The 19039-nt window shown below is 70.1% G+C and carries 16 protein-coding genes; 9 read left to right on the forward strand and 7 right to left on the reverse strand.

The window, feature by feature from the left end; translation table 11 throughout:
- Positions 1-34: 34 nt before the first annotated feature.
- The 6 genes from nicT to MXD95_RS04895 form a co-directional block, all read right to left on the reverse strand.
- A complete protein-coding gene (nicT, locus tag MXD95_RS04870) occupies positions 35-1225 on the reverse strand; it encodes a Nickel transporter NicT (RefSeq protein WP_250639318.1) in 1191 nt (396 codons plus the stop codon).
- 352 nt (positions 1226-1577) lie between these two features.
- On the reverse strand, positions 1578-2471 hold the full coding sequence (gene prpB / locus MXD95_RS04875; protein WP_250639319.1) for a methylisocitrate lyase: 894 nt from the start codon (positions 2469-2471) through the stop codon (positions 1578-1580).
- The gene (locus MXD95_RS04880) at positions 2471-3991 is read right to left on the reverse strand and encodes an MmgE/PrpD family protein (protein WP_250639320.1); all 1521 of its coding nucleotides are present in this window, start codon (positions 3989-3991) and stop codon (positions 2471-2473) included. Before MXD95_RS04880 ends, prpB begins: the two co-directional genes overlap by 1 nt.
- A gap of 169 nt (positions 3992-4160) precedes the next feature.
- On the reverse strand, positions 4161-5453 hold the full coding sequence (locus MXD95_RS04885) for a benzoate/H(+) symporter BenE family transporter (RefSeq protein ID WP_250639321.1): 1293 nt from the start codon (positions 5451-5453) through the stop codon (positions 4161-4163).
- A 155-nt stretch (positions 5454-5608) separates the two neighbouring features.
- Positions 5609-6754: a thiolase family protein gene (locus MXD95_RS04890; RefSeq protein ID WP_250639322.1), complete on the reverse strand. Its 1146-nt coding sequence runs from the start codon at positions 6752-6754 to the stop codon at positions 5609-5611.
- A gap of 10 nt (positions 6755-6764) precedes the next feature.
- The gene (locus tag MXD95_RS04895; RefSeq protein WP_250639362.1) at positions 6765-7199 is read right to left on the reverse strand and encodes a Zn-ribbon domain-containing OB-fold protein; all 435 of its coding nucleotides are present in this window, start codon (positions 7197-7199) and stop codon (positions 6765-6767) included.
- 413 nt (positions 7200-7612) lie between these two features.
- Between MXD95_RS04895 and MXD95_RS04900 the strand changes: the two genes are divergently transcribed.
- The 7 genes from MXD95_RS04900 (at position 7613) to MXD95_RS04930 (ending at position 14126) form a co-directional block, all read left to right on the forward strand.
- A complete protein-coding gene (locus tag MXD95_RS04900) occupies positions 7613-7816 on the forward strand; it encodes a cold-shock protein (protein ID WP_250639323.1) in 204 nt (67 codons plus the stop codon).
- A gap of 190 nt (positions 7817-8006) precedes the next feature.
- Positions 8007-9167: a ferredoxin reductase gene (locus MXD95_RS04905; protein ID WP_250639324.1), complete on the forward strand. Its 1161-nt coding sequence runs from the start codon at positions 8007-8009 to the stop codon at positions 9165-9167.
- A gap of 207 nt (positions 9168-9374) precedes the next feature.
- On the forward strand, positions 9375-10403 hold the full coding sequence (locus tag MXD95_RS04910; RefSeq protein ID WP_250639325.1) for a fatty acid desaturase family protein: 1029 nt from the start codon (positions 9375-9377) through the stop codon (positions 10401-10403).
- 99 nt (positions 10404-10502) lie between these two features.
- Positions 10503-11423: a poly(ethylene terephthalate) hydrolase family protein gene (locus MXD95_RS04915; RefSeq protein ID WP_250639326.1), complete on the forward strand. Its 921-nt coding sequence runs from the start codon at positions 10503-10505 to the stop codon at positions 11421-11423.
- Between the two features lie 491 nt (positions 11424-11914).
- Positions 11915-12574, forward strand: coding sequence for a superoxide dismutase family protein (locus tag MXD95_RS04920; RefSeq protein ID WP_250639327.1), 660 nt, complete (start codon positions 11915-11917; stop codon positions 12572-12574).
- 130 nt (positions 12575-12704) lie between these two features.
- Positions 12705-13625 (forward strand): alpha/beta fold hydrolase, encoded by a 921-nt coding sequence (locus tag MXD95_RS04925; protein WP_250639328.1) that lies wholly within the window; start codon positions 12705-12707, stop codon positions 13623-13625.
- A gap of 135 nt (positions 13626-13760) precedes the next feature.
- On the forward strand, positions 13761-14126 hold the full coding sequence (locus tag MXD95_RS04930; RefSeq protein WP_250639329.1) for a DoxX family protein: 366 nt from the start codon (positions 13761-13763) through the stop codon (positions 14124-14126).
- A gap of 89 nt (positions 14127-14215) precedes the next feature.
- Here the strand turns inward: MXD95_RS04930 and MXD95_RS04935 are convergent, their stop codons facing one another.
- On the reverse strand, positions 14216-15901 hold the full coding sequence (locus MXD95_RS04935; protein ID WP_250639330.1) for a FadD3 family acyl-CoA ligase: 1686 nt from the start codon (positions 15899-15901) through the stop codon (positions 14216-14218).
- A 228-nt stretch (positions 15902-16129) separates the two neighbouring features.
- Here MXD95_RS04935 and MXD95_RS04940 point away from each other — a divergent pair, with 228 nt between their 5' ends.
- Entirely contained in the window at positions 16130-17170 is a 1041-nt protein-coding gene (locus MXD95_RS04940) for a cytochrome P450 (protein ID WP_250639331.1), read from the forward strand.
- A gap of 198 nt (positions 17171-17368) precedes the next feature.
- Entirely contained in the window at positions 17369-18991 is a 1623-nt protein-coding gene (locus tag MXD95_RS04945; protein ID WP_250639332.1) for a carboxylesterase/lipase family protein, read from the forward strand.
- Positions 18992-19039: the final 48 nt, after the last annotated feature.

Consider the following 19039-nt stretch of genomic DNA (forward strand, 5'->3'; position numbering starts at 1 on the left):
CGCCTGACCGCCTGAGCTGCTCGGGAGGATCCGTTCAGACGGGTTTCCTGGCGGGGACGGGGGGCGGAGCCGCGCCGGTGGTCCAGCGCTCTTCGATGTGGGCGAAACGCCAGATGGCGAGTGCGAGGGCCCAGGCGAGAAAGAAGATGCCGACGATGGTGTAGCCGGCGTAGTCGAGGTTGATGCCGGCGATCCAGGCCAGGGGGCCGGAGGTGATCGCGAGCCGGTCGGCGAGAACGCCGACGAGTTCGATGGTGCCGATGACCAGGGCAACGACCACGGAGATCGTGGTGATCGTCAGGTTGTAGTAGACCTTGCGGACGGGGCGGGCGAAGGCCCAGCCGTAGGCGGCGTTCATGAAGACGCCGTCGACGGTGTCCATGAGGCACATGCCGGCGGCGAACAGGATCGGCAGCACGATGATCGCGTAGAAGGGAAGACTGAAGGCGGCGGCGCCGCCGGCGAGCACGAGCAGGCCGACCTCGGTGGCGGTGTCGAACCCGAGGCCGAACAGCACGCCGATGGGGTAGATGTGCCAGGGGCGGGTGACGGTTCTGGTGAGGCCGCCGAGGAAGCGGTTCATGAAGCCGCGGGAGTCCAGATGCTGTTCGAGTTCCCGCTCATCGTAGGTGCCGGCGCGTAGGTCGCGGAAGACCTTCAGGATGCCGATCAGGGCGACGAGGTTCAGGATTCCGAGGATCCAGAGGAAGACGCCGGAGACCGACGGGCCGATGACACCAGTGATGGTGTGCAGCCGGGAGGAGTCGTCCTCGACCGGTCCGACCAGGGATTTCACGCCGACGGAAAGCAGGAACGCCAGGGCGAAGACGATGGTGGAGTGCCCGAGCGAGAACCAGAACCCGACGGACAGCGGCCGGCGCCGGCGGGGATTGCCGTTGGCTTCGCGGGCGATATCTTCGGCGATGAGCTTGCGGGTGGTGTTGTCGACGGCGGCGATGTGGTCGGCGTCGAAGGCGTGGCGCAGGCCGAAGGTGTAGGCGAGGACGCCGACGCCGGCAGTGAAGATCGGATGATCGCCGCCGAGACGGTAGTCGTGCGGAGTGACCAGGGCGAACAGGACGACGAAGCCCACCGCGTGGAGCAGGACGACGAAGGAACCCATCCCGGCGAGCGAGCGCCTGTCCGCCGCGGTGAGGCTCGCCCGGAACTGGGCCGCGCGTGCCGCGAACCCGGGTTCGTCGGTGCCGGACACTGGGTGGGCCACGTCAGGTCTCCTCTGCGGTGATGCGCCCGGCAGGCAGGCGTGGTCTCGTCGCAGCCGCAACTATCTCCCTTATGCAACCTTGTCGCAACTGCGACGGCGTATCGATGACGATGCGTCTGGCAGTGCCATGTCGACCGGTTCGGTGGTGGCCTGCTCGCCACTCGGTGGTCGCCTGAACCGGCCAGAGCTTCGCCATCCCGGGCGACACTGGTGTGGTGCCGAGCCATCATGACGGTCACCGACGTGGCCCGCGAGTACGGCACCTGGACGGTGTCACGCGCCTGGCCGGCCATGGCTGGCGTCATTCCGGCGGGAAAGGAAGAAGCGGAAAGGAAGAAAGGGCGCCGGATTCTCAGATCCGGAAGTTGAAGATGCTGGTGTCGAAGGAGTTGTAGGCGGAATAGTCGAGCAGCTCGTAGAGCCGGGAGCGGGTCTGCATGCCCTCGACGAGGCCGGCCTGGGTTCCCTCGGAGGCGATGCGGCGTAGGCCGTCCTCGACGGCGCCCATGGCGATGCGCAGCAGCGTCACCGGGTAGATGACGAGGTTCACGCCGACGGATTCCAGAGTCTGGGCGGTGAACAGCTCGCTTTTGCCGAACTCGGTCATGTTCGCGAGGATCGGCACGTCCAGCGCCTTGCGAAACGCCTCGAACTCGGCCGCGTCGGCCATCGCCTCAGGAAAGATCATGTCGGCGCCGGCATCGACATAGGCGCGGGCTCGAGCGATCGCGCCCGCCAGGCCCTCGATCGCGCGGGCATCGGTGCGGGCGCAGAGCAGGAAGTTCTCGTCGCGGCGGGCGGCGACGGCGGCGCGCAGCCGGCGGACCATCTCCTCGACCGGCACGACCGCCTTGCCGTCGAGGTGTCCACAGCGTTTCGGGTTGACCTGATCCTCAAGATGGCAGCCGGCAAGACCGGCATCCTCGAGGATCTGGATGGTGCGGGCGACGTTCATCGGCTCGCCGAAGCCGGTGTCGGCGTCGACGATGGTCGGCAGATCGGTGACCCGGGCGATCTGTCCGGCGCGGGTGGCGACCTCGGTGAGCGTGGTCAGCCCGATGTCGGGCAGCGCCAGGTCGGCGGCGAGCACCGCCCCGGACACGTACACCCCGTCGAATCCGAGCTCGGTGATGAGCACGGCGGACAGCGGGTTGAACGCGCCGGGAAAGCGCAGGAGCCGGCCTGAGCGCAAGGCCTCGCGCAGCGCGACCCGGCGTTCGTGGGCGGGTGTGCGCGCGTGCAGCATCAGAAGATTCCTTCGGTGCCGCTGGCGGCCAGGGGCGGGGTGGGGGTCAGGGTCAGGCCGGCGAGCTCATCGGGGCGCAGGTCGGGCAGTCGCGTGGCGACCTCGAGGAAACGGTCCTGTTCCGCGGTGGGGATGACGCCCTCGGCGAGCCGGCGGAACTTGGTGATGTACTCGGCGCGGCCGAAGGGACGGGCGCCGAGCGGATGCGCGTCGGCGACGGCGATCTCGTCGGTGAGCGTCGAGCCATCGGTGAACGTGACGACCACCCGTCCACCGAACGCCTTCTCGGCCGGGTCGGGGGAGTGGTAGCGCCGGGTCCACTCCTCGTCCTCCACCGTGGTGATCTTCTGCCAGAGGTCGACGGTGTCCGGCCGGGTGGCCCGCTCGCGGGCATACGAGCGCTCGTGATGCCAGTCCCGGTCCTGCAGGGCCACGGCGAAGATGTACGGGATCGAGTGGTCGAGGGTCTCGCGGGTGGCCAGCGGGTCGTACTTCTGCGGGTCGCCCGCCCCGCTGCCGATCACGTAGTGGGTGTGGTGGCTGGTGTGCAGGACGATCGAGGCGACTCGGGCGAAGTCGCCGATGGCCGGCCCAAGCCGGCGGGCCAGGTCGATGAGTGCCTGACTCTGGTACTCGGCGGAGTGTTCCTTGGTGTAGGTGTCGAGGATGCCACGCTTGGCCTCTCCCGCCGCGGGCAGCGAGACGACGTAGCCGGCGTCCGGGCCGTCGAGGATCTGGGCGATGACGCCGTCGGCACCCTCGTAGATCGGGGCGGGGGCGCCCTCGCCGCGCAGGGCCCGGTCGACGGCCTCGACCGCGATCTTGCCGGCGAACGCGGGTGCGTAGGCCTTCCAGCTGGAGATCGTGCCCTTGCGGGACTGCCGGGTGGCGGTCGTCGTGTGCAGGGCCTGGCCGATCGCCTGGTAGATCGTCTCGACCGGCAGGCCGAGCAGGGTGCCGATCCCGGCCGCGGCGGAGGGGCCCAGATGGGCGATGTGGTCGATCTTGTGGGCGTGCAGGCAGATCCCGGTGACCAGGGCGACCTGGATCTCGTAGCCGGTCGCGATGCCGCGCACCAGTTCCGCGCCACCCAGCCCGCGCTGCGCGCCGAGCTGCTGGGCGACGGCGAGGATCGGCGGAATGTTGTCGCCGGGGTGGGAGTAGTCCGCCGCCAGGTAGGTGTCGTGGAAGTCCAGCTCACGCACGGCCACCCCGTTCGCCCATGCCGCCCACTCCGGCGAGAGCCGGGTGGACGCCGCCAGACCGAACACGGTCGCGCCAGCCCGCCCGGACGCGGGCGCGTGCCGCAGCGCCTGATCCCGGGCCGCGACCACCGGGGGACGGGCCAGCGAGGCCGCGGCCACCCCGGCGTTGTCAATGATCCGGTTGATCACCATGTCGGTGACGTCGCTCGGCACCGCCACCAGGTCGGCGGCCACCTCGGCGATCTTCCAGGCGAGTTCGGCGGAACGCGGGAGCTGCTCGGTACTGCGAAATACCCGGACCTTGTGCTCGATCATGCGAACGCGCCTTCTTCCGAAATATCGGCCTCGGGACGGGCGACACCGCCGTTCCGCATTGTCGTCTCCACTTCGATCGCTGGCGCGTTCCCGTGCGGCTGTTTCCGGGCCGAGCTCGCTCGACGGCGGACTGCACACGTCCGGGTCACCTGGCTGCGCAGGCTCAGAGTCATGTTCTTCGCGTGCGTGAACGTCGACCTGTCCGGAATGTAGTCGGGGAGACGTCAACGATGGCACCCTCACTACGGCGTGTGGTGGCGTGCAGGAGAAGGCCGGCGGCGAGTGCCCAGAAGGCGGCGCCGACGCTGGCGAGGGTGACGCCGCTGGCGGCGACGACGAAGGTGACGATCGCGGCCTGGCGGTCGTCCGGGTCGGCCAGGGCCGAGGCCAGCGACGAGGCGAGCGTGCCCACGAGCGCGAGGCCGGCGACGGCCGTGGTGACGCCGGCGGGGGCGGCGGTCGAGACCGTCACCAGAGCCATGGACGCCAGGGCAAGGACAAGGAAGGTCCAGGCCGCGAGGTGGGCGACGATCCAGCGTCGCTTCGGGTCAGGGTGCGCGTCGGGGCTCGCGGCAAGCGCCGCGGTGATCGCGGCCAGGTTGATCGCATGGCCGCCGGCGAACGCGCCGAGGACGGTGCCGACGCCGGTCACCGTCATCGACTCTCGCCAGGGGACCGCGTAGCCATAGGAGGACAGCACCGCGACGCCCGGCACGTTCTGGGACGCCATCGTGACGATGTACAGCGGGACGGCGAGAGAGAGCACCGACGCCCAGGTCAGCGTCGGCGCGGTCAGCGCGACCCGGGGCAGTAGCGGTCCCGCGGCGCCGCCGTGCCGCCCGAGCCAGATCCCGACCGCCACCACCGCCGCGGCGAACGCCGCCGGCACCGCCCAGCGCGGCGCGAGCCGTAGCAGCACCAGCCACACCACGACTTCCGGCACGATGAGCGCCGGGTGGTCGACCAGCCCGTGGACGGGCGCGATGCACAGCGAGAGCAGAACGCCGGCCAGCATCGCCTGCGCGATCGGCGCGGGGATCGCGGCGATGAGCGCTCCGAGGCGCGGCCACAGCCCGGTCACCAGGATCAGAGCGCCGACGAGCAGGAAGGCCCCGACCGCCGCCGGCCAGCCGCCGTCGACCGAGCCGGTCGAGGCGAGCAGCGCCGCGCCTGGTGTCGACCAGGCGAGCAGGATCGGCATCTGGTGCCGGCGGCTGAGCCACAGGGTTCCGAGCGCCTGGGTGACGGTGACGGCGAGCAGGCCCGAGGCGGCCTGGGTCGGATCCGCCCCGGCCGCCCGTAGCCCGGCCAGCACCACGACGGACGTGCTCGCGAACCCGACCAGTGCCGTGACCACGCCCGCACTGATCAGATGGGCGGCCCGGACCTCCACGACCGCCTCGCCGTCCGCAGCTGCCTCGCCGTCCGCGGGCTCCGACCGGACTGACCTACCGTCGCTCATGCAACGACTATCCGCACCGATCCACGCACACGGGTCGTCAGGGCCTGGCGACGGTCACCGGACGAAACCGACGGTCACCGGGAGAGACCGACGGTCACCGGAAGAGTCCGGTCACCAGGAGGGAGAAGGCTGGTTACCGCGAAAGAGGAGACCGGTTACCGCGAAAGAATGGTGACGGCGGCGGTACCGGGCGCCCCGTAGACCTGTGCGTAGCCGACCCGCGGGTCGCCGGGGACCTGCCGTTCGCCGGCCTCGCCCCGAAGCTGGCGGACCAGCTCGTGCACCTGCCGCAGCCCCGAGGCTCCGATCGGCTCGCCGTTGGCGATCAGGCCGCCGTCGGTGTTGACCGGCAGCCGGCCGCCGATCTCGGTGACGCCTTCGGCGAGCCACTTCTCCTGCTCGCCGTCGGCGCAGAAACCGTTCTCGGCGAGATGAATGACCTCGGCGCCGGCGTCGGTGTCCTGCAACTGGACGACGTCGACGTCCTCGGGACCGATCCCGGCCTGCTCGTAGGCCGCCCGTGAGGCGTACACCGTCGGAGCCGAGTCCTCCTCGACGGCCGCCCATGTGGTGTTCACCTCGTACGCGCCGTAACGGCGGGTACGGATGGTCGAGGCGCGCACGAAGACCGGCTTGTCGGTGTAGCGGTGGGCGATGTCGGCCCGAGCCAGGACGACGGCCGCCGCCCCCTCGTCCGGGGCGCAGAACATGTACTGCGTCAGCGGATGGTTGAGCACGGGCGAGGCCAGAATCTCGTCCTCGGTGATCGGCTTGCGCCGGAAGGCGTTGGGATTGAGCGCGCCGTTCCGGAAGTTCTTCGCCGCGACCCGGGCAAGCGTCCGGGGGGTGATGTCGTGGTCGTGCATATAGCGATTGATCTTCATGCCGAAGAACTTCGTGGTGACGTACTGGCCGTTCTCCGCGTACCACGACGGCATGTTCACCAGCATCGGGTCCTCGACGAAGGCACCGCGCGGATGCTTGTCCAGGCCGACGGCGACGGCGATCTCACACACGCCGGTCTGGATGGCACTGGCTGCCTGCTGGATCGCGCTGGCGGCCGTGGCGCAGGCGTTGAAGACATTGATGAAGGGGATTCCGCTCAGTCCGAGCAGCCCGGTCAGGGGGTCGGTCTGCGCCACCGTCCAACTGCCGCCGCAGGCGAACTGAACGTCCGTCCAGGTCATTCCCGCGTCGGCGAGTGCGAGGTCGATCGCCTCGGCGCCCATGGCGAACGCCGTCTTGTCACCGAACCGGCCGAAGGGATGAAGCCCAGCACCGATGATCGCGACATCACTCATCCTGGACTCCTCAGGCGCTGTCGGTGCTACCGGAGACCGGTGCAAAAGCGAAGGTCACGACCTCGTTGCCGGCATCGTCAACATAGAAGGGGACGATCGACAACTCCACGTCCATGCCAAAACGCAGCTTCGACGGGTCGTTCTCCGTCAACCTCGACTCGACCCGGATGATGTCGTCCAGCTGGACGAGGCCGACCCCGAAGGGCACGAAACGATCCGCCTTGTCGGAACCGGCGTACGGCAGCTTCGGCACGAAATTCTGCGTCGTCCAGGTCACGAGGGTGCCGCGCCGCGGCAGGAGTAATTCGGACATATCGGATCGTCCGCACCGCGGGCAGCGCGCCTGCGCGGGGAACGCCGTCGCCGTGCAGACACCGCACCGGCCGCCGATGAGCTGCGGCGATTCGTGTGGCCAGGTGAAGACTTCGGCCAGTGGCGTTTGCATCGGCACGGCGCCCTCTCGTCGATCTACGTTGCCCTCACGGTAGCACCAAACCTTTAGAGGTTTCCCGTCTGGCGGTGGGGTGATGGGGAGGGGCCGTGGCGTCCGTCGGCGGTGGTGGCTCGGCGGTGACGGCTCTCGGGACTCGTCCGTGGTCGTGGTGGCGTCGGGCGGGATCGTCGTCGCGACCGGACGTCCGTCGCAGCCCCCGGGCGGCGACCGACGCGATCGCGACATGGAACGTCCGCGACGCAGCTGTCGGCGCCGCGGACGGGTAGGGTGGGGTCGTTACCTGTTCTCCGCTGTGTGAGCGTCATACATCGTCGGACGGAACGACCGGGTGAGGAGCGATTCACATCCGGTGCGCGGCCGGGAGGCGAGAGACGTCTGCCGGGACATTGGCAAGGAGAACGATCGTGGCACAGGGTACCGTCAAGTGGTTCAACGCGGAGAAGGGTTTCGGGTTCATCTCCGTGGACGGCGGCGGTCCGGACGTGTTCGTCCACTTCTCAGCCATCGCGGCGGACGGCTACAAGTCGCTTGACGAAGGGCAGAACGTGCAGTTCGACGTCGTTCAGGGCCAGAAGGGCCCGCAGGCGGAAAACGTCCAGGTCGCCTGACGCCGCACCAGCGAGACAGCGGACGGTACGCGGTCAGCCGCGTGCCGTCCGCTGTCGGCCGTTGGCGTACCCATGGCTCGGGTCTGCCGGGCCCGTGCACGTGCGGCCCGCTCATGCCGCGGCTCGCTATCCATGGCCAAGGGGACGTGGCAGTCATCTTTTCGAGCCTGCCCCACGCCCGGCTGACGTCATGACCGCCCGAGCCGTTCCGCTGCGGCTGCTATCCGGTGCCGCCTCCCTGCTGGCGACTCCGCTGCATGTCGATGATTTTGTCGAGATGGTCAACCCGCTGTGGTCGGGCCGTCAGACCTGGGGCAGGGTGCGGGCCGTACAGGCGGAGACGGCCGATGCCGCCACGCTGACAATCAGGCCCGGCCGTGGCTGGCGGGGCCACCGGGCCGGCCAGTACGTCGGGATTGCGGTACCCGTGACGGGTGTGTGGCGGCACCGGGTGTACTCGGTGTCCTCCGCGCCAGATCGGCCCGACGGCTGTTTCCAGATCACGGTACAGGCGTTCGCGGGGGGCCAGGTGTCCCCCCGACTCGTATCCGGGGCGAGCCTCGGAACGGTCCTACGCCTGGACCCGCCTGCCGGCGAGTTCACGCTGCCCGAAAAAGTTCCGCGGCGCATCCTCTTTCTGACCGCCGGCAGCGGCGTCACCCCGGTGATGTCGATGCTGCGGGACCTCGCGCAGCGGCGCGAGCTGCCCGACGTCGTGCTCCTGCACCTGGCCCGTACCCGCAATGATGTGATCTTCGGGACGGAGCTGCGCAGGTTGGCCCAACGCTTCCCGGGGCTCCGGCTGCACGAGTTCTACACCCGGACAGCCGTGGACACCGAGGATGACCGCGACGGCCCACGCGTATCGCTGACGGACCTGCTCGCCGCCTGCCCGGACTGGCCTGAACGCTCGACGTGGGCGTGCGGGCCGCCCGGTCTGCTCGACAAAGCGCAGGATCTGTGGCGCGAGGCCGGTGTGGCGGGACATCTGCGCGTCGAACGGTTCCGTCTCGCCACGAATACCAGCCGTAGTAGTAGCGGTAATGGTCACAGCGAAGATGGTCGCGACATTGGTCGCGACGGTGATGTCGGCGACGGCGCCAGCGTGCACTTCACGCGCAGCGGTCAGCGGGCGGTCGCCGACGGCCTCACTCCATTGCTGGCCATCGGAGAACGAGCCGGAGTGTCCATGCCCAGCGGATGCCGCCTCGGGATCTGTCGCAGCTGCGTTGCCCGGCTGGGCGCGGGCCGGGTGCGAGATCTGCGTACCGGGGTGGAACACGGCGTGGCCGGCGACCTCATCCAGACCTGTGTGTCAGCCGCGGCCGGCGATGTCGCCATCGACCTGTAGTTCCACCCGTACGGGGAGGGCACGTTGCCAGATCGACATGTGTTGGCAGACCGACACGTCTCGCCAGACCGCCACGCCTCACCGGGCGGGCATCCTTCGCCAGCCCAACACGCCTCACCCGGCAGGCATCCTTCACCCGGCCGGAGCGGTACGACCGCTACGGACATCGAGGAGTTCGGCCGCGCGCTCGACGAGATCCGGGGCCGGGTGGCGGCCAGCCTCGGCGAGGACGACGCCCGTTATATCCGGCGGGTCATCCGCGTCCAGCGCCTGCTCGAGATCGGCGGGCGAGCCACGATGTTCGCCTCCTTCCTGCCTCCCGCCTGGCTCGCGGCGACCGCGATGCTGACGGGCGCCAAGATCCTCGACAACATGGAGATCGGCCACAACGTCATGCACGGCCAGTGGGATTGGATGAGCGATCCGGCCATCCAGTCCGCGACCTGGGAATGGGACGCCGCCTCCCCGTCCGAGCAGTGGAAGTCGGCTCACAACTATCGCCATCATACTTACACAAATGTACTGGGCGAAGACCGGGACATAGGTTTCGGAATCCTCCGCATGACACCTGCCCAGCAATGGCGGCCAGTATTTCTCGCGCAGCCCCTCTACGCTGCCGCTCTCGCGCTCACTTTCGAATGGGGTGTGGCCCTGTTCGACATCGAGATCGATCGGACCTGGCGTGGCGAGAAGAGCTGGCGGGAGACTCTCACGCACCTGGACGGAGTCCTCCGGAAAGGAGGACGACAGGCGCTCAAGGACTACGTCATATTTCCCCTGATCGCCGGTCCCGGGTTTCTTCCTGTACTGCTCGGAAATCTGACGGCAAACGTTCTCCGCAACATCTGGGCCTACATGATCATCTTTTGTGGGCATTTCCCTGAGGGCGCCGAGATCTTCACGCCCGAGCAGATCGTGCAGGAGAGCCGCGGGGAATGGTACCTGCGCCAGATCCAGGGCTCCGCCAACATCGAGGGCTCGCCGCTTTTTCACATTCTCTCCGGGAACCTTAGCCATCAGATCGAGCACCACCTGTTCCCGGACCTGCCCAGCAACCGATACGCCCAGATAGCCCCCCAGGTGCGGTCGCTGTGTGAACGATTCGGCGTCCCCTATACGTCCGGACGCCTGGGGCGGCAGAGCATCGACATCTGGAGAAACATCTTCCGGCTGGCCCTGCCGGGACCGTCCCGTCCACGCCGGGCGTGGACGGGACGCGTGTCGCGCGCACGGTAGTTGACCGGGAAACCGGCTCCGGAGACCGAGGGAGCGCGGCCTCGATCGACGGAGAAGAACCGCGACTGCCGGAAGCGGAAGCGTCGCCACGTCGGCCGCGTGATCGGGGCACGTGGCCGGGCCCGCTGGTTCACCCACGTCGCGCCCATGATGGTGGTCCTGCTGCTGATCGCCCTGCCGGGCTCCATCCACGCGCAGACCTACCCGGTCGAGGCGCGCTACGCCCCTGTCGGGCCTGCGGCCGTGGCGACTCAGACCGTCACGGACGCGGCGGGTGTCGAGTACGCCATCTACCGGCCGGCGCACTACACCACGCTCGGTTTCCTGAGCCCGATCGTCACCTGGGGAAACGGAACCGACTCCACGCCTGACATGTACTCCGTTCTGCTTGGCCACCTCGCGTCGTACGGGTTCACCGTGATCGCCCCGATGCGGCCGAATGTCGGCAGCGGCGCGGCGCTGGCCGCCGCAGCGCGCTATCTGCTCGCCCGGAACAGGACGGCTGGCAGCGTCTTCCGGGGTCGGCTCGACCCGGGCGCCATCGCCGCGGTCGGACATTCCCAGGGCGCCGGCGGAGCGGTCCGGGCCGCGGTCAACAATCCGACCCTGATCGACACGGTCGTGACGTTCTCCCTGCCGAACACCCGGTGGGTCGGCGCCGGCGCGGACTGCCCGACGAAGAGCGACTGCCAGTACGACCCGTCCAGGCTGACCCAGCCGACCTTCCTTATCTCGACGCACGGCCTGCTCGATTTCGTGATCGCCAGCACCTCCACCGAACAGGCCTTCTACCGGCAGGTGCGGGGCCACGCGGCGCTCGGCCTCATGGAGAACTCCGCCGGAGCACGGGCCGACCACAACACGATCCAGAACAGCGGCGGCCCGTACGGCTTCCTCGGCTACGTCACCGCCTGGTTGCTCGCCCAGCTGCGCGCGGACTCGACCGCCGCGGCCGCGTTTGGCGGGTCGAGCCCCGAGCTGGTCAGCAACACCAACTGGCCGAACAGCGCGGTCAAATAACGACATCCGACCGGGCCCGCCGCCCTGGTGCGGGACTTCCCCACCTGGTTCGACACTGCGATCTACGCCGCTCCCCTCGACCGGGCCGGCCGCCGCGCCGCCGGCCGCCGCGCCGCCGGCCAACGCGAAACCGGGGGAGCCCTGGCGGTTCCCGCGGGCAGCGCACCGCCAGGCTGAGATCGCCGGAGAGGTCGGCGTGCGGCTGTCGGCGGTCGGCTGTCGGCGGTCGGCTGGTCGCCGAGAGCGTGCGCTGCTACCTTGCGTGCTTGAAGCAACCCGTATCGTGTGGGTGGGGTGGGGCCTGACGGGTGGCCGGTGTGCTGTGCACAAACCGGTACGGACATCCCCGACGAGGTGCCGCAAAATGTCACAATCGCGATAATTGGCCCCAGGTTGCGCGGTGGCAGGCCATGGTCATGAGCCGTATCCGTCCGTGTCAGTCGAGGGGCCGTCAGTCGAGGGACTCGGCCACAGTCAGGAGAACGATCTTCATGGTTCGTGGTCTCGCGCAAGGGCGGGTCGGCACGGGTACGGTGGCCGGCCTGGCCGTGGTCGCCGCGTTGGTGGCCGGCTGTGGCAGCAGCGGCTCGACGGACGCCAACGTCACGCCCGCGGTGAACGCGTCGTCCCCGAGCTCGCCGGCGGCAGCCGCGCCGGCATCGGCGGCAGGGGCATCGGCGGCAGGGGCATCGTCGGCGGCAGGGGCATCGGCGTCCATGGGCGGGATGACGAGCGATCCGTCGGCGACTCCCGCCAATCAGATCGCCGGGGCGAAGTCGTCGACGTTCACGCTCCTGAACACCAGGCCGGCGGGGACCGACAACGTCCGGGGCACGGCCTGGCTGGCCACGAGCGACACCGCCGGGACCACCCTTACGGTGGCGGTGACCGGCCTACAGCCGGGCGTGCACTACATCGCCCATATTCATGCCCAGCCGTGTTCGGTGAGCAATGGTGGCGGGCACTTCAAGTTCGACCCGAAGGGCCCGGCCACCCCGCCCAACGAGGTGCACCTGGCGCTGCCCGCCGATGCCTCCGGCGCGAGCAGGGCGACCGTCACCAATCCCCGTCCGGTGGGCGCTGCCGCCAAGTCCGTGGTCATCCACCCTGTCGGTGCCCTGGACAAGCGGGTGGCCTGCGCCGATCTCTGATCCCGATCCCGGTAGCCCGATCCTGCCCGGGTGGTGCTGCGCAGGCCACATCCACACGCGCCGGGCGAGCTGGCGGGTCGACAATCGGGCCACCCATGCCATCGCACGGGGCGGACGGGTCGGAGGTCGAATGAGCCTGGCTGAGGCCGATGTGCCTGGCGACGGGACGACAGTCTCGGCTCGGAGGGCGCCGTCGGAGCCGGTGTACGTGCTGCCGGGTGAAGTGGTGGTGGACGGCGCGTCGATCCGTTACGGTGTGTCCGGGTCGGGGAACCGTGACCTGCTGCTCGTGCACGGGTACCGGGCGCATCACATGTGGTGGTACCGGATGCTGCCGGCGCTCGAGGAACACTGGCGGGTGATCAGGCTCGACATCAGCGGTCACGGCGACAGCGGGCATCGTGACCATTACGATGTGGATGTCTGGACCGCCGAGCTGATCGCCGTGCTCGACGCGGTCGGGTCCCGTCATGCGTTGCTCGTCGGCCACAGCATGGGCGGCCGGATCGCGACGGTGGCCGCTGCCGATCATCCGGACCGTTTCGGCGGGCTGGTCCTGCTCGACTCGTTCCTGCGCCCGCCCGGCTCGCTGCCGCCGCAGTTGGGCCCCCTCTCGTCCGGTCGCGAGATCGTCTACCCGTCGTGGGAGAGCGCCACCGAACGGTTCCGGCTGCGGCCGCCACAGCCCGTCCCCTCGGCGGAGGTCGTCCGCCCGTTGGCCGAGTACGCCGTGCGCCCGACCGCGGACGGCCAGGGCTGGACCTGGAAGTTCGATCAGCGCGGGCTGCCGCCGACCGACAACGACCGGGTGGTGGACAGCCTGCGGCGGCTGCGGCTACCACTGTGGTTCGTGCGCGCGGGACGCAGCCTCGTCGTCACCGACGAGGTCGCCGAGTATGCGCTGGACGAGCTGCCGGCCGGATCAACCAGCCTGACCCTGCCCGATGCCCACCATCACCTGATCCTGGACGCGGCGGACGAGTGCGTGCGGGTGCTCGCGGATCTGCACGCGGACCTCGCCGCCACCGTCCGGCCGCATGGCGCCGACTGACTGGCCGTGCCGACTGACCGCCCCGACTGGCCGTCGGCCCACCGACGGGCGCGGCCGGCAGGCGGATCGCGCGACGGGTGATTCGATATGTCCATGATAGGCGCAAAGCACCTGACCAGGCCGAGCTCACGACAGGTGGCGGGCCTTTTCCTGGCGAGCGGAGTCGCGCACCTGGTTCGCCCCCAGTTCTTCGAGCCACTGATCCCCCGGGCATTGCCGAAGCCCCGAAGGATCGTGGAGGTCAGCGGTGTCGCCGAGCTCGTCTGCGCCGCCGGGCTCGCGGCCGGTGCCGGCTGGGCCGGGCGGGCCAGCACCGTGGTTCTGCTCGGGGTCTGGCCGGGGAACCTGCAGATGGCCCTGGACGCCACCGCCCGGGCCCGGAAGAGCGGCGGCCAGTCGCGGGACATCGCGCTCGCGGCTCTCGCCTGGGCCCGCATGCCGCTGCAGATCCCGATGATCCGCGCCGTCCGCGCTCAGCCAGACGGTGGGACATCGGCCTGATCGGCCTCGTCCGCCCGCGGAGTCCGGTTCCGCGCTACCCCGGTTCGCAGTGACCCGGTTCGCAGTGACCCGGTTCCGCGGAACCGGGCTCAGGAGCGGCCGTGCCCGTCGTCGCGAATGGTGTGCGCTCCCGCTCGCGGCGCGGTGGCCCAGTTCCGCAGGGTCGGCTTGACGATCTTGCCGACCGGGTTGACCGGGAGGGCGTCGACGAACCGCAGCACCCGGGGCACCTTGTAGTTGGCCATCTCGGTCCGGCACCAGGCGATGATCTCCTCTTCGTTGGGGGAGTGGCCGTTCGCACGGACGAGGAAGGCCATGCCCACCTCGCCGAGGCGCCGGTCCGGGACGCCGATCACGGCGGCCATCGCCACTCCCGGATGACGCAGCAGCGCCGCCTCGATCTCGGCGGGGTAGGCGTTGAAGCCGCCGACGATGTACATGTCCTTGAGCCGGTCAGTGATCGCGAGGTAGCCGTCGTCGTCCAGGACGCCGACGTCCCCGGTGTGCAGCCAGCCGTCCGCGTCGATGACCGCCGCCGTCTCCTGTGGGTCGTCGAAGTAGCCGGACATGACGTTATGGCCGCGCACCAGGACCTCGCCCGCGACGCCAGGGGGCTGCGGGGAACCGTCGGGCCCGACCACCTGGATCTCGACGCCGGGCAGCGGGCGCCCGACGCCGCGCGAGACGACCTCGGGCGGGTCGTCCGGCCGTGACATGGTGGCGACACCGGTCGACTCGGTGAGCCCGTAGCCGGTGACGACGACGTCGAACAACTCGGCCCGCATGCGGAGCACCAGCTCCACCGGTACCGACGCCGCGCCGACGGCCGACAGCCGCAGGCTCGACAGGTCGTGCCCGGCACCATGGAGGTCGGGTGCGCGGGGGCTTCCGGCGGCAGAGCTCATGGCGGCCGGGTTGGTGAGGGCGGGATCGTCCAGGATCGACTGGAACAGCGTCGGGGTGCCCGGCAGCGTCGTGACGCGCTCCGCGCTGACCAGCCTCAGCACGGTGTCCACCTCGACCACCGCCAGCGGCAGCGTCGTCGCGCCGACGATCAGGTCGGCGAGGATGCCCGTCCGGTAACCGAAGGTGTGGAAGAACGGGCTGACCACCAGGTGCCGGTCACCGGCCCGCAGGCCGACCACGTCCGCCCAGGCACGGGGAACGCTGACGGTCTGGCGGTGGGTGGTCATCACACCCTTGGGTCGGCCGGTGGTGCCCGAGGTGAACAGGAGGTCGGCGAGATCGTCCGGATTCACCTCCGGGAGCGTGCCGGCCGCCCGGCCGCCGGTGTCGGCGTCGGCGTCGGTGTCGGCGAGGCGCAGGAACTCGTCCCAGGAGGGGCTGCGAAACACCACGGTGCGCTTGATGGGGGTCGCCCGCCCGGCGAGCAGCTCCGGGTAGTCGGTGCCGAGGAAGCCACGCACGGTGAAGAGTAATCGGGCGCCGGAGCGATGGAGGATGTAGGCGGCCTCGTCCCCCTTGTACCGGGTGTTGAGCGGCACCACGACCCCGCCCGCGGCATGGGTACCGAGTGCGGTGATCACCCATTCCCAGCAGTTCGGTGCCCAGATGCCGACCCGGTCACCCGGCCGCAGGCCCGTCGCCACGAGGGCGTGGGCGACGCGCTCGACCTCGGCGCCGAGCTGGGCGAAGGTCATCCGGACCTCGCCGTCGACCAGCGCCTCCGCGCCTGGCCAGCGCAGGGCGGCCGCGCGCACCACCGCGGGCGTGGTCGCCGGCTCCGTGTCCGCTGGTTCTGTGCCCGCTGGCATGATCAAGTCCGGAGCCCGGGAGACGTGCACTGGTCCATCGAGACCGTCCAGCCTTTCGTCCAGCGGACGCGCAGGAACACGCGGAGCGGCAGGATCGCTCCTGAACATAGGACGACACCGGCCGGCACGCGCGGGTTTCCGGCTGTGTGACGGTATTTCCAAACAAAAGTGGGCGCTCACGATCTTCTTCGCGGGTGGATGGTCACGGGTTTCGATGACTGCGCGACGGTGCTGACCGACAACGGGCGCTTCCTCGTCATGAACAGCGACCCGAAGGTTCTCCCCTGGTTCGAGGCGCCCACGATGATCTCGACGGATGGGGAGACGCACCGCCGCTTACGGGCCTGCGTCTCCCCGTTCTTCACCCGGGCGGCGGTCGAGCGCTGGCAGAGCAGGGTAGTCGCGGTCGTGGACCAGCTGTTGGAACCGATCGCCGCAGGTGTGGGAGCGGGCGCGGGCGCATTCGACCTGATCGCGGAATTCACGATGGTACCGACGATCGTCGTCGCGGAGATGCTCGGTGTTCCCCCGGAACGCCACGATGATTTCCGCGCCTGGTCCAACACCATCGTGGCCGGCCTTGCCTACGGTCACGAGGACGCGTCCGCCCGCGGGCTGCTGAAAAAGGCCTCGGTCGAGCTGAACCGGTATCTGCGGAGCGAGATCGAGCGGCATCGCGAAGAACGGCCCGACGACCTGCTCACCACCATGATCGAGGTGGCGGACGCCGGTGCGATGAATGGTGACGAGGTGCGGTCCGCGGCGGTCCTGCTCCTGATCGCCGGCTACGACACGACCGCCAAGGTCCTCTCGAACGCCGTTGTCGCCTTCGAGGCGCACCCCGACCAGCGGGCGCTGCTCGTCGAGGATCCGGATCTCATGCCCGCCGCGATCGAGGAGGTGCTGCGCTGGCGGGCCACGGTGCAGGCCATTCCGCGCCAGGCCGTCGGGGACACGGAGCTTGCCGGCGTCCGGATCGAGGCCAGCGACCACATCTACGCCCTGGTCGCGGCGGCCAACCGCGACCCTGCTCGCTGGCCGGAGCCGGATCGGTTCGAGATCCGCCGTGAGCGCCGGCCGCACTTCGGGTTCGGGTACGGCCCGCATCTGTGCCTGGGCGCCCCGCTGGCGCGGCTCGAGGCGAAGATCGCGCTACAGGGCCTGCTGCGCCTCGCTCCCGACTACCGCCTGCGCGATGTCGATCTCGGGCCCTCCTTCTTCGTCCGAGGCCCGGACCGTGGCCTGGCGCTGATCGCGAACTCCACCTGACCGCACTGCCCCGGCCGGTCCAGTCCGTCCTGGCCGGCCGGGGCAGCGGCAGCCATGTTCCCGGCGGGACGGGGTGCCGCCGGCCCCCGCGCGCCGAAACCCGCGCGCCGAAAACCACTGGCGTGGAGCGTCTCCCGCGGCGATGCTGCCACCAACCGCGGCCACGTCCGAGTGTGCGGCACCGGGCAAGGGAGAACCGTGACAGGTATCGCCGCTGGCGGGTCGGTGTCCGCCGGTCGGGCGCCCGAGGTCCGCCTGGCCCGCGGGGCGTTGCGTGGCCGGCGGGAAGGCGGGCTCGCGGTCTTCCGCGGCGTCCCGTTCGCGGCGCCGCCGGTCGGCGCGTTGCGCTTTGCCGCGCCGCAGCCGCCGCCGAGCTGGGATTGTGTGCGCCCCGCCGAGGCGTTCGGCCCGCCGCCCCCGCAGTCCGAGGCGCTCGGCCCGGCCGGTTCCGATGCCAGCCCGGCGGGTGCGGACTGGCTGACGGCCAACGTCTGGACGCCGGCGCCGGACCCGGCGGCGAAGCTGCCGGTGATGGTCTGGATCCACGGCGGCGCCTACGCACTCGGCGCGTCCGGTCGTCCGGAGTACGACGGCGGCCACCTCGCCCGGGACGGACGGCTCGTTCTGGTGACGTTCAACTACCGCCTCGGAGTGGAGGGTTTCGCCGAGATCGTCGGCGCGCCGTCCAATCGTGGCCTGCTCGACCAGGTCGCCGTCCTGGAGTGGGTGCGCGACGATATTTCCGCGTTCGGCGGCGACCCGGACCAGGTCACGATCTTCGGCGAGTCGGCGGGTGGCGGGTCGGTCGCCGCACTGCTGGCGATGCCCCGCGCGGTCGGGCTGTTCCGCCGGGCTGTCGCCCAGAGCGTGCCAGGCACGTTCTTCTCCGTGCCGCTGGCCGCCGACATCGCCGCCGTCTGCGCCGAGCAGGTGGGGCTGCGTCCCACCGTCGCGGACCTCGCCGGTGCCGATCCGGCGTTGCTGGTCGTGGCCGCCGACCTGGTCGCCGCCGAGATGACCGAGTGGGCCGGACGCTGGGGCCAGCCCGCGCACCGCTCGATCCTGTTCGCACCCGTCGTCGACGGTGATGTCCTGCCGTGCACCCCGTGGCAGGCCCTGGCCGGCGGTGCCGGCCGCGGTGTGGGACTGCTCGCCGGGCATACCCGTGACGAGCAGCGGTTGCTCACCGCACTGTCCGGCCTGCTCGGCCAGGTGACACCGGAGCAGGCGGCAGATGCCCTGCGGGTGTTCGCGCCGGGCAACGGCGGTGCACCCGCGGACGGCGGTCCACCTGCCAGGGACGAGAGTCTCGGTGAGAGCCGCATGCCTGGCGGGGATGGGACTCGCCGCTACCGGGACGCCTATCCGCAGGCAGGACCGGACGAGTTGTACGAGCTGGTCCATTCAGATTGGCTGTTCCGGATGCCCACCCTGCATCTCGCCGAGGCGCAGCTCGCCGGCGGCGGCCAGGCGCATGTGTACGAGCTGGCCTGGCCAGCCCCGGGCATGGGTGGAATCCTCGGCGCCTGCCACGGCCTCGACGTACCGCTCGTCTTCGGCAACCTCACCCGAGGCGAGCCCGCGATGCTGCTCGGTGAGAGCCCCACGGCGCAGGCGGTCGCGTTGTCCGCCGAGATGCGCGGTGCCTGGACGGGGTTCGCCACCCACGGCGACCCAGGCTGGCCAGCCTATGACCGCGACCGCCGGCTCACCCAGGTCTTCGACAGCCCCTCGGCCGTCCTGCCCTACCCGCAGGAACGATCCCGACGGATCTGGCGGAACCATTCCTTCCCGAGCCTCCCCCTCCTCGGCGTGGCGTGAGGCTGGACCCGCGGGACCGCGCGCTGGCTGGCTCCTGATCGCTGCTTC

The organism is Frankia sp. AiPa1, from assembly GCF_023243075.1.
Taxonomy (GTDB): domain Bacteria; phylum Actinomycetota; class Actinomycetes; order Frankiales; family Frankiaceae; genus Frankia.

What these genes read in the sequence shown, in the direction of transcription:
- prpB (WP_250639319.1), bottom strand. Translation starts at nt 2,471, where the DNA reads ATGCTGCACGCGCGCACACCCGCCCACGAACGCCGGGTCGCGCTGCGC.
- MXD95_RS04880 (WP_250639320.1), bottom strand. Translation starts at nt 3,991, where the DNA reads ATGATCGAGCACAAGGTCCGGGTATTTCGCAGTACCGAGCAGCTCCCG.
- MXD95_RS04885 (WP_250639321.1), bottom strand. Translation starts at nt 5,453, where the DNA reads ATGAGCGACGGTAGGTCAGTCCGGTCGGAGCCCGCGGACGGCGAGGCA.
- MXD95_RS04890 (WP_250639322.1), bottom strand. Translation starts at nt 6,754, where the DNA reads ATGAGTGATGTCGCGATCATCGGTGCTGGGCTTCATCCCTTCGGCCGG.
- MXD95_RS04895 (WP_250639362.1), bottom strand. Translation starts at nt 7,199, where the DNA reads ATGCAAACGCCACTGGCCGAAGTCTTCACCTGGCCACACGAATCGCCG.
- MXD95_RS04905 (WP_250639324.1), top strand. Translation starts at nt 8,007, where the DNA reads ATGACCGCCCGAGCCGTTCCGCTGCGGCTGCTATCCGGTGCCGCCTCC.
- MXD95_RS04920 (WP_250639327.1), top strand. Translation starts at nt 11,915, where the DNA reads ATGGTTCGTGGTCTCGCGCAAGGGCGGGTCGGCACGGGTACGGTGGCC.
- MXD95_RS04925 (WP_250639328.1), top strand. Translation starts at nt 12,705, where the DNA reads ATGAGCCTGGCTGAGGCCGATGTGCCTGGCGACGGGACGACAGTCTCG.
- MXD95_RS04935 (WP_250639330.1), bottom strand. Translation starts at nt 15,901, where the DNA reads ATGCCAGCGGGCACAGAACCAGCGGACACGGAGCCGGCGACCACGCCC.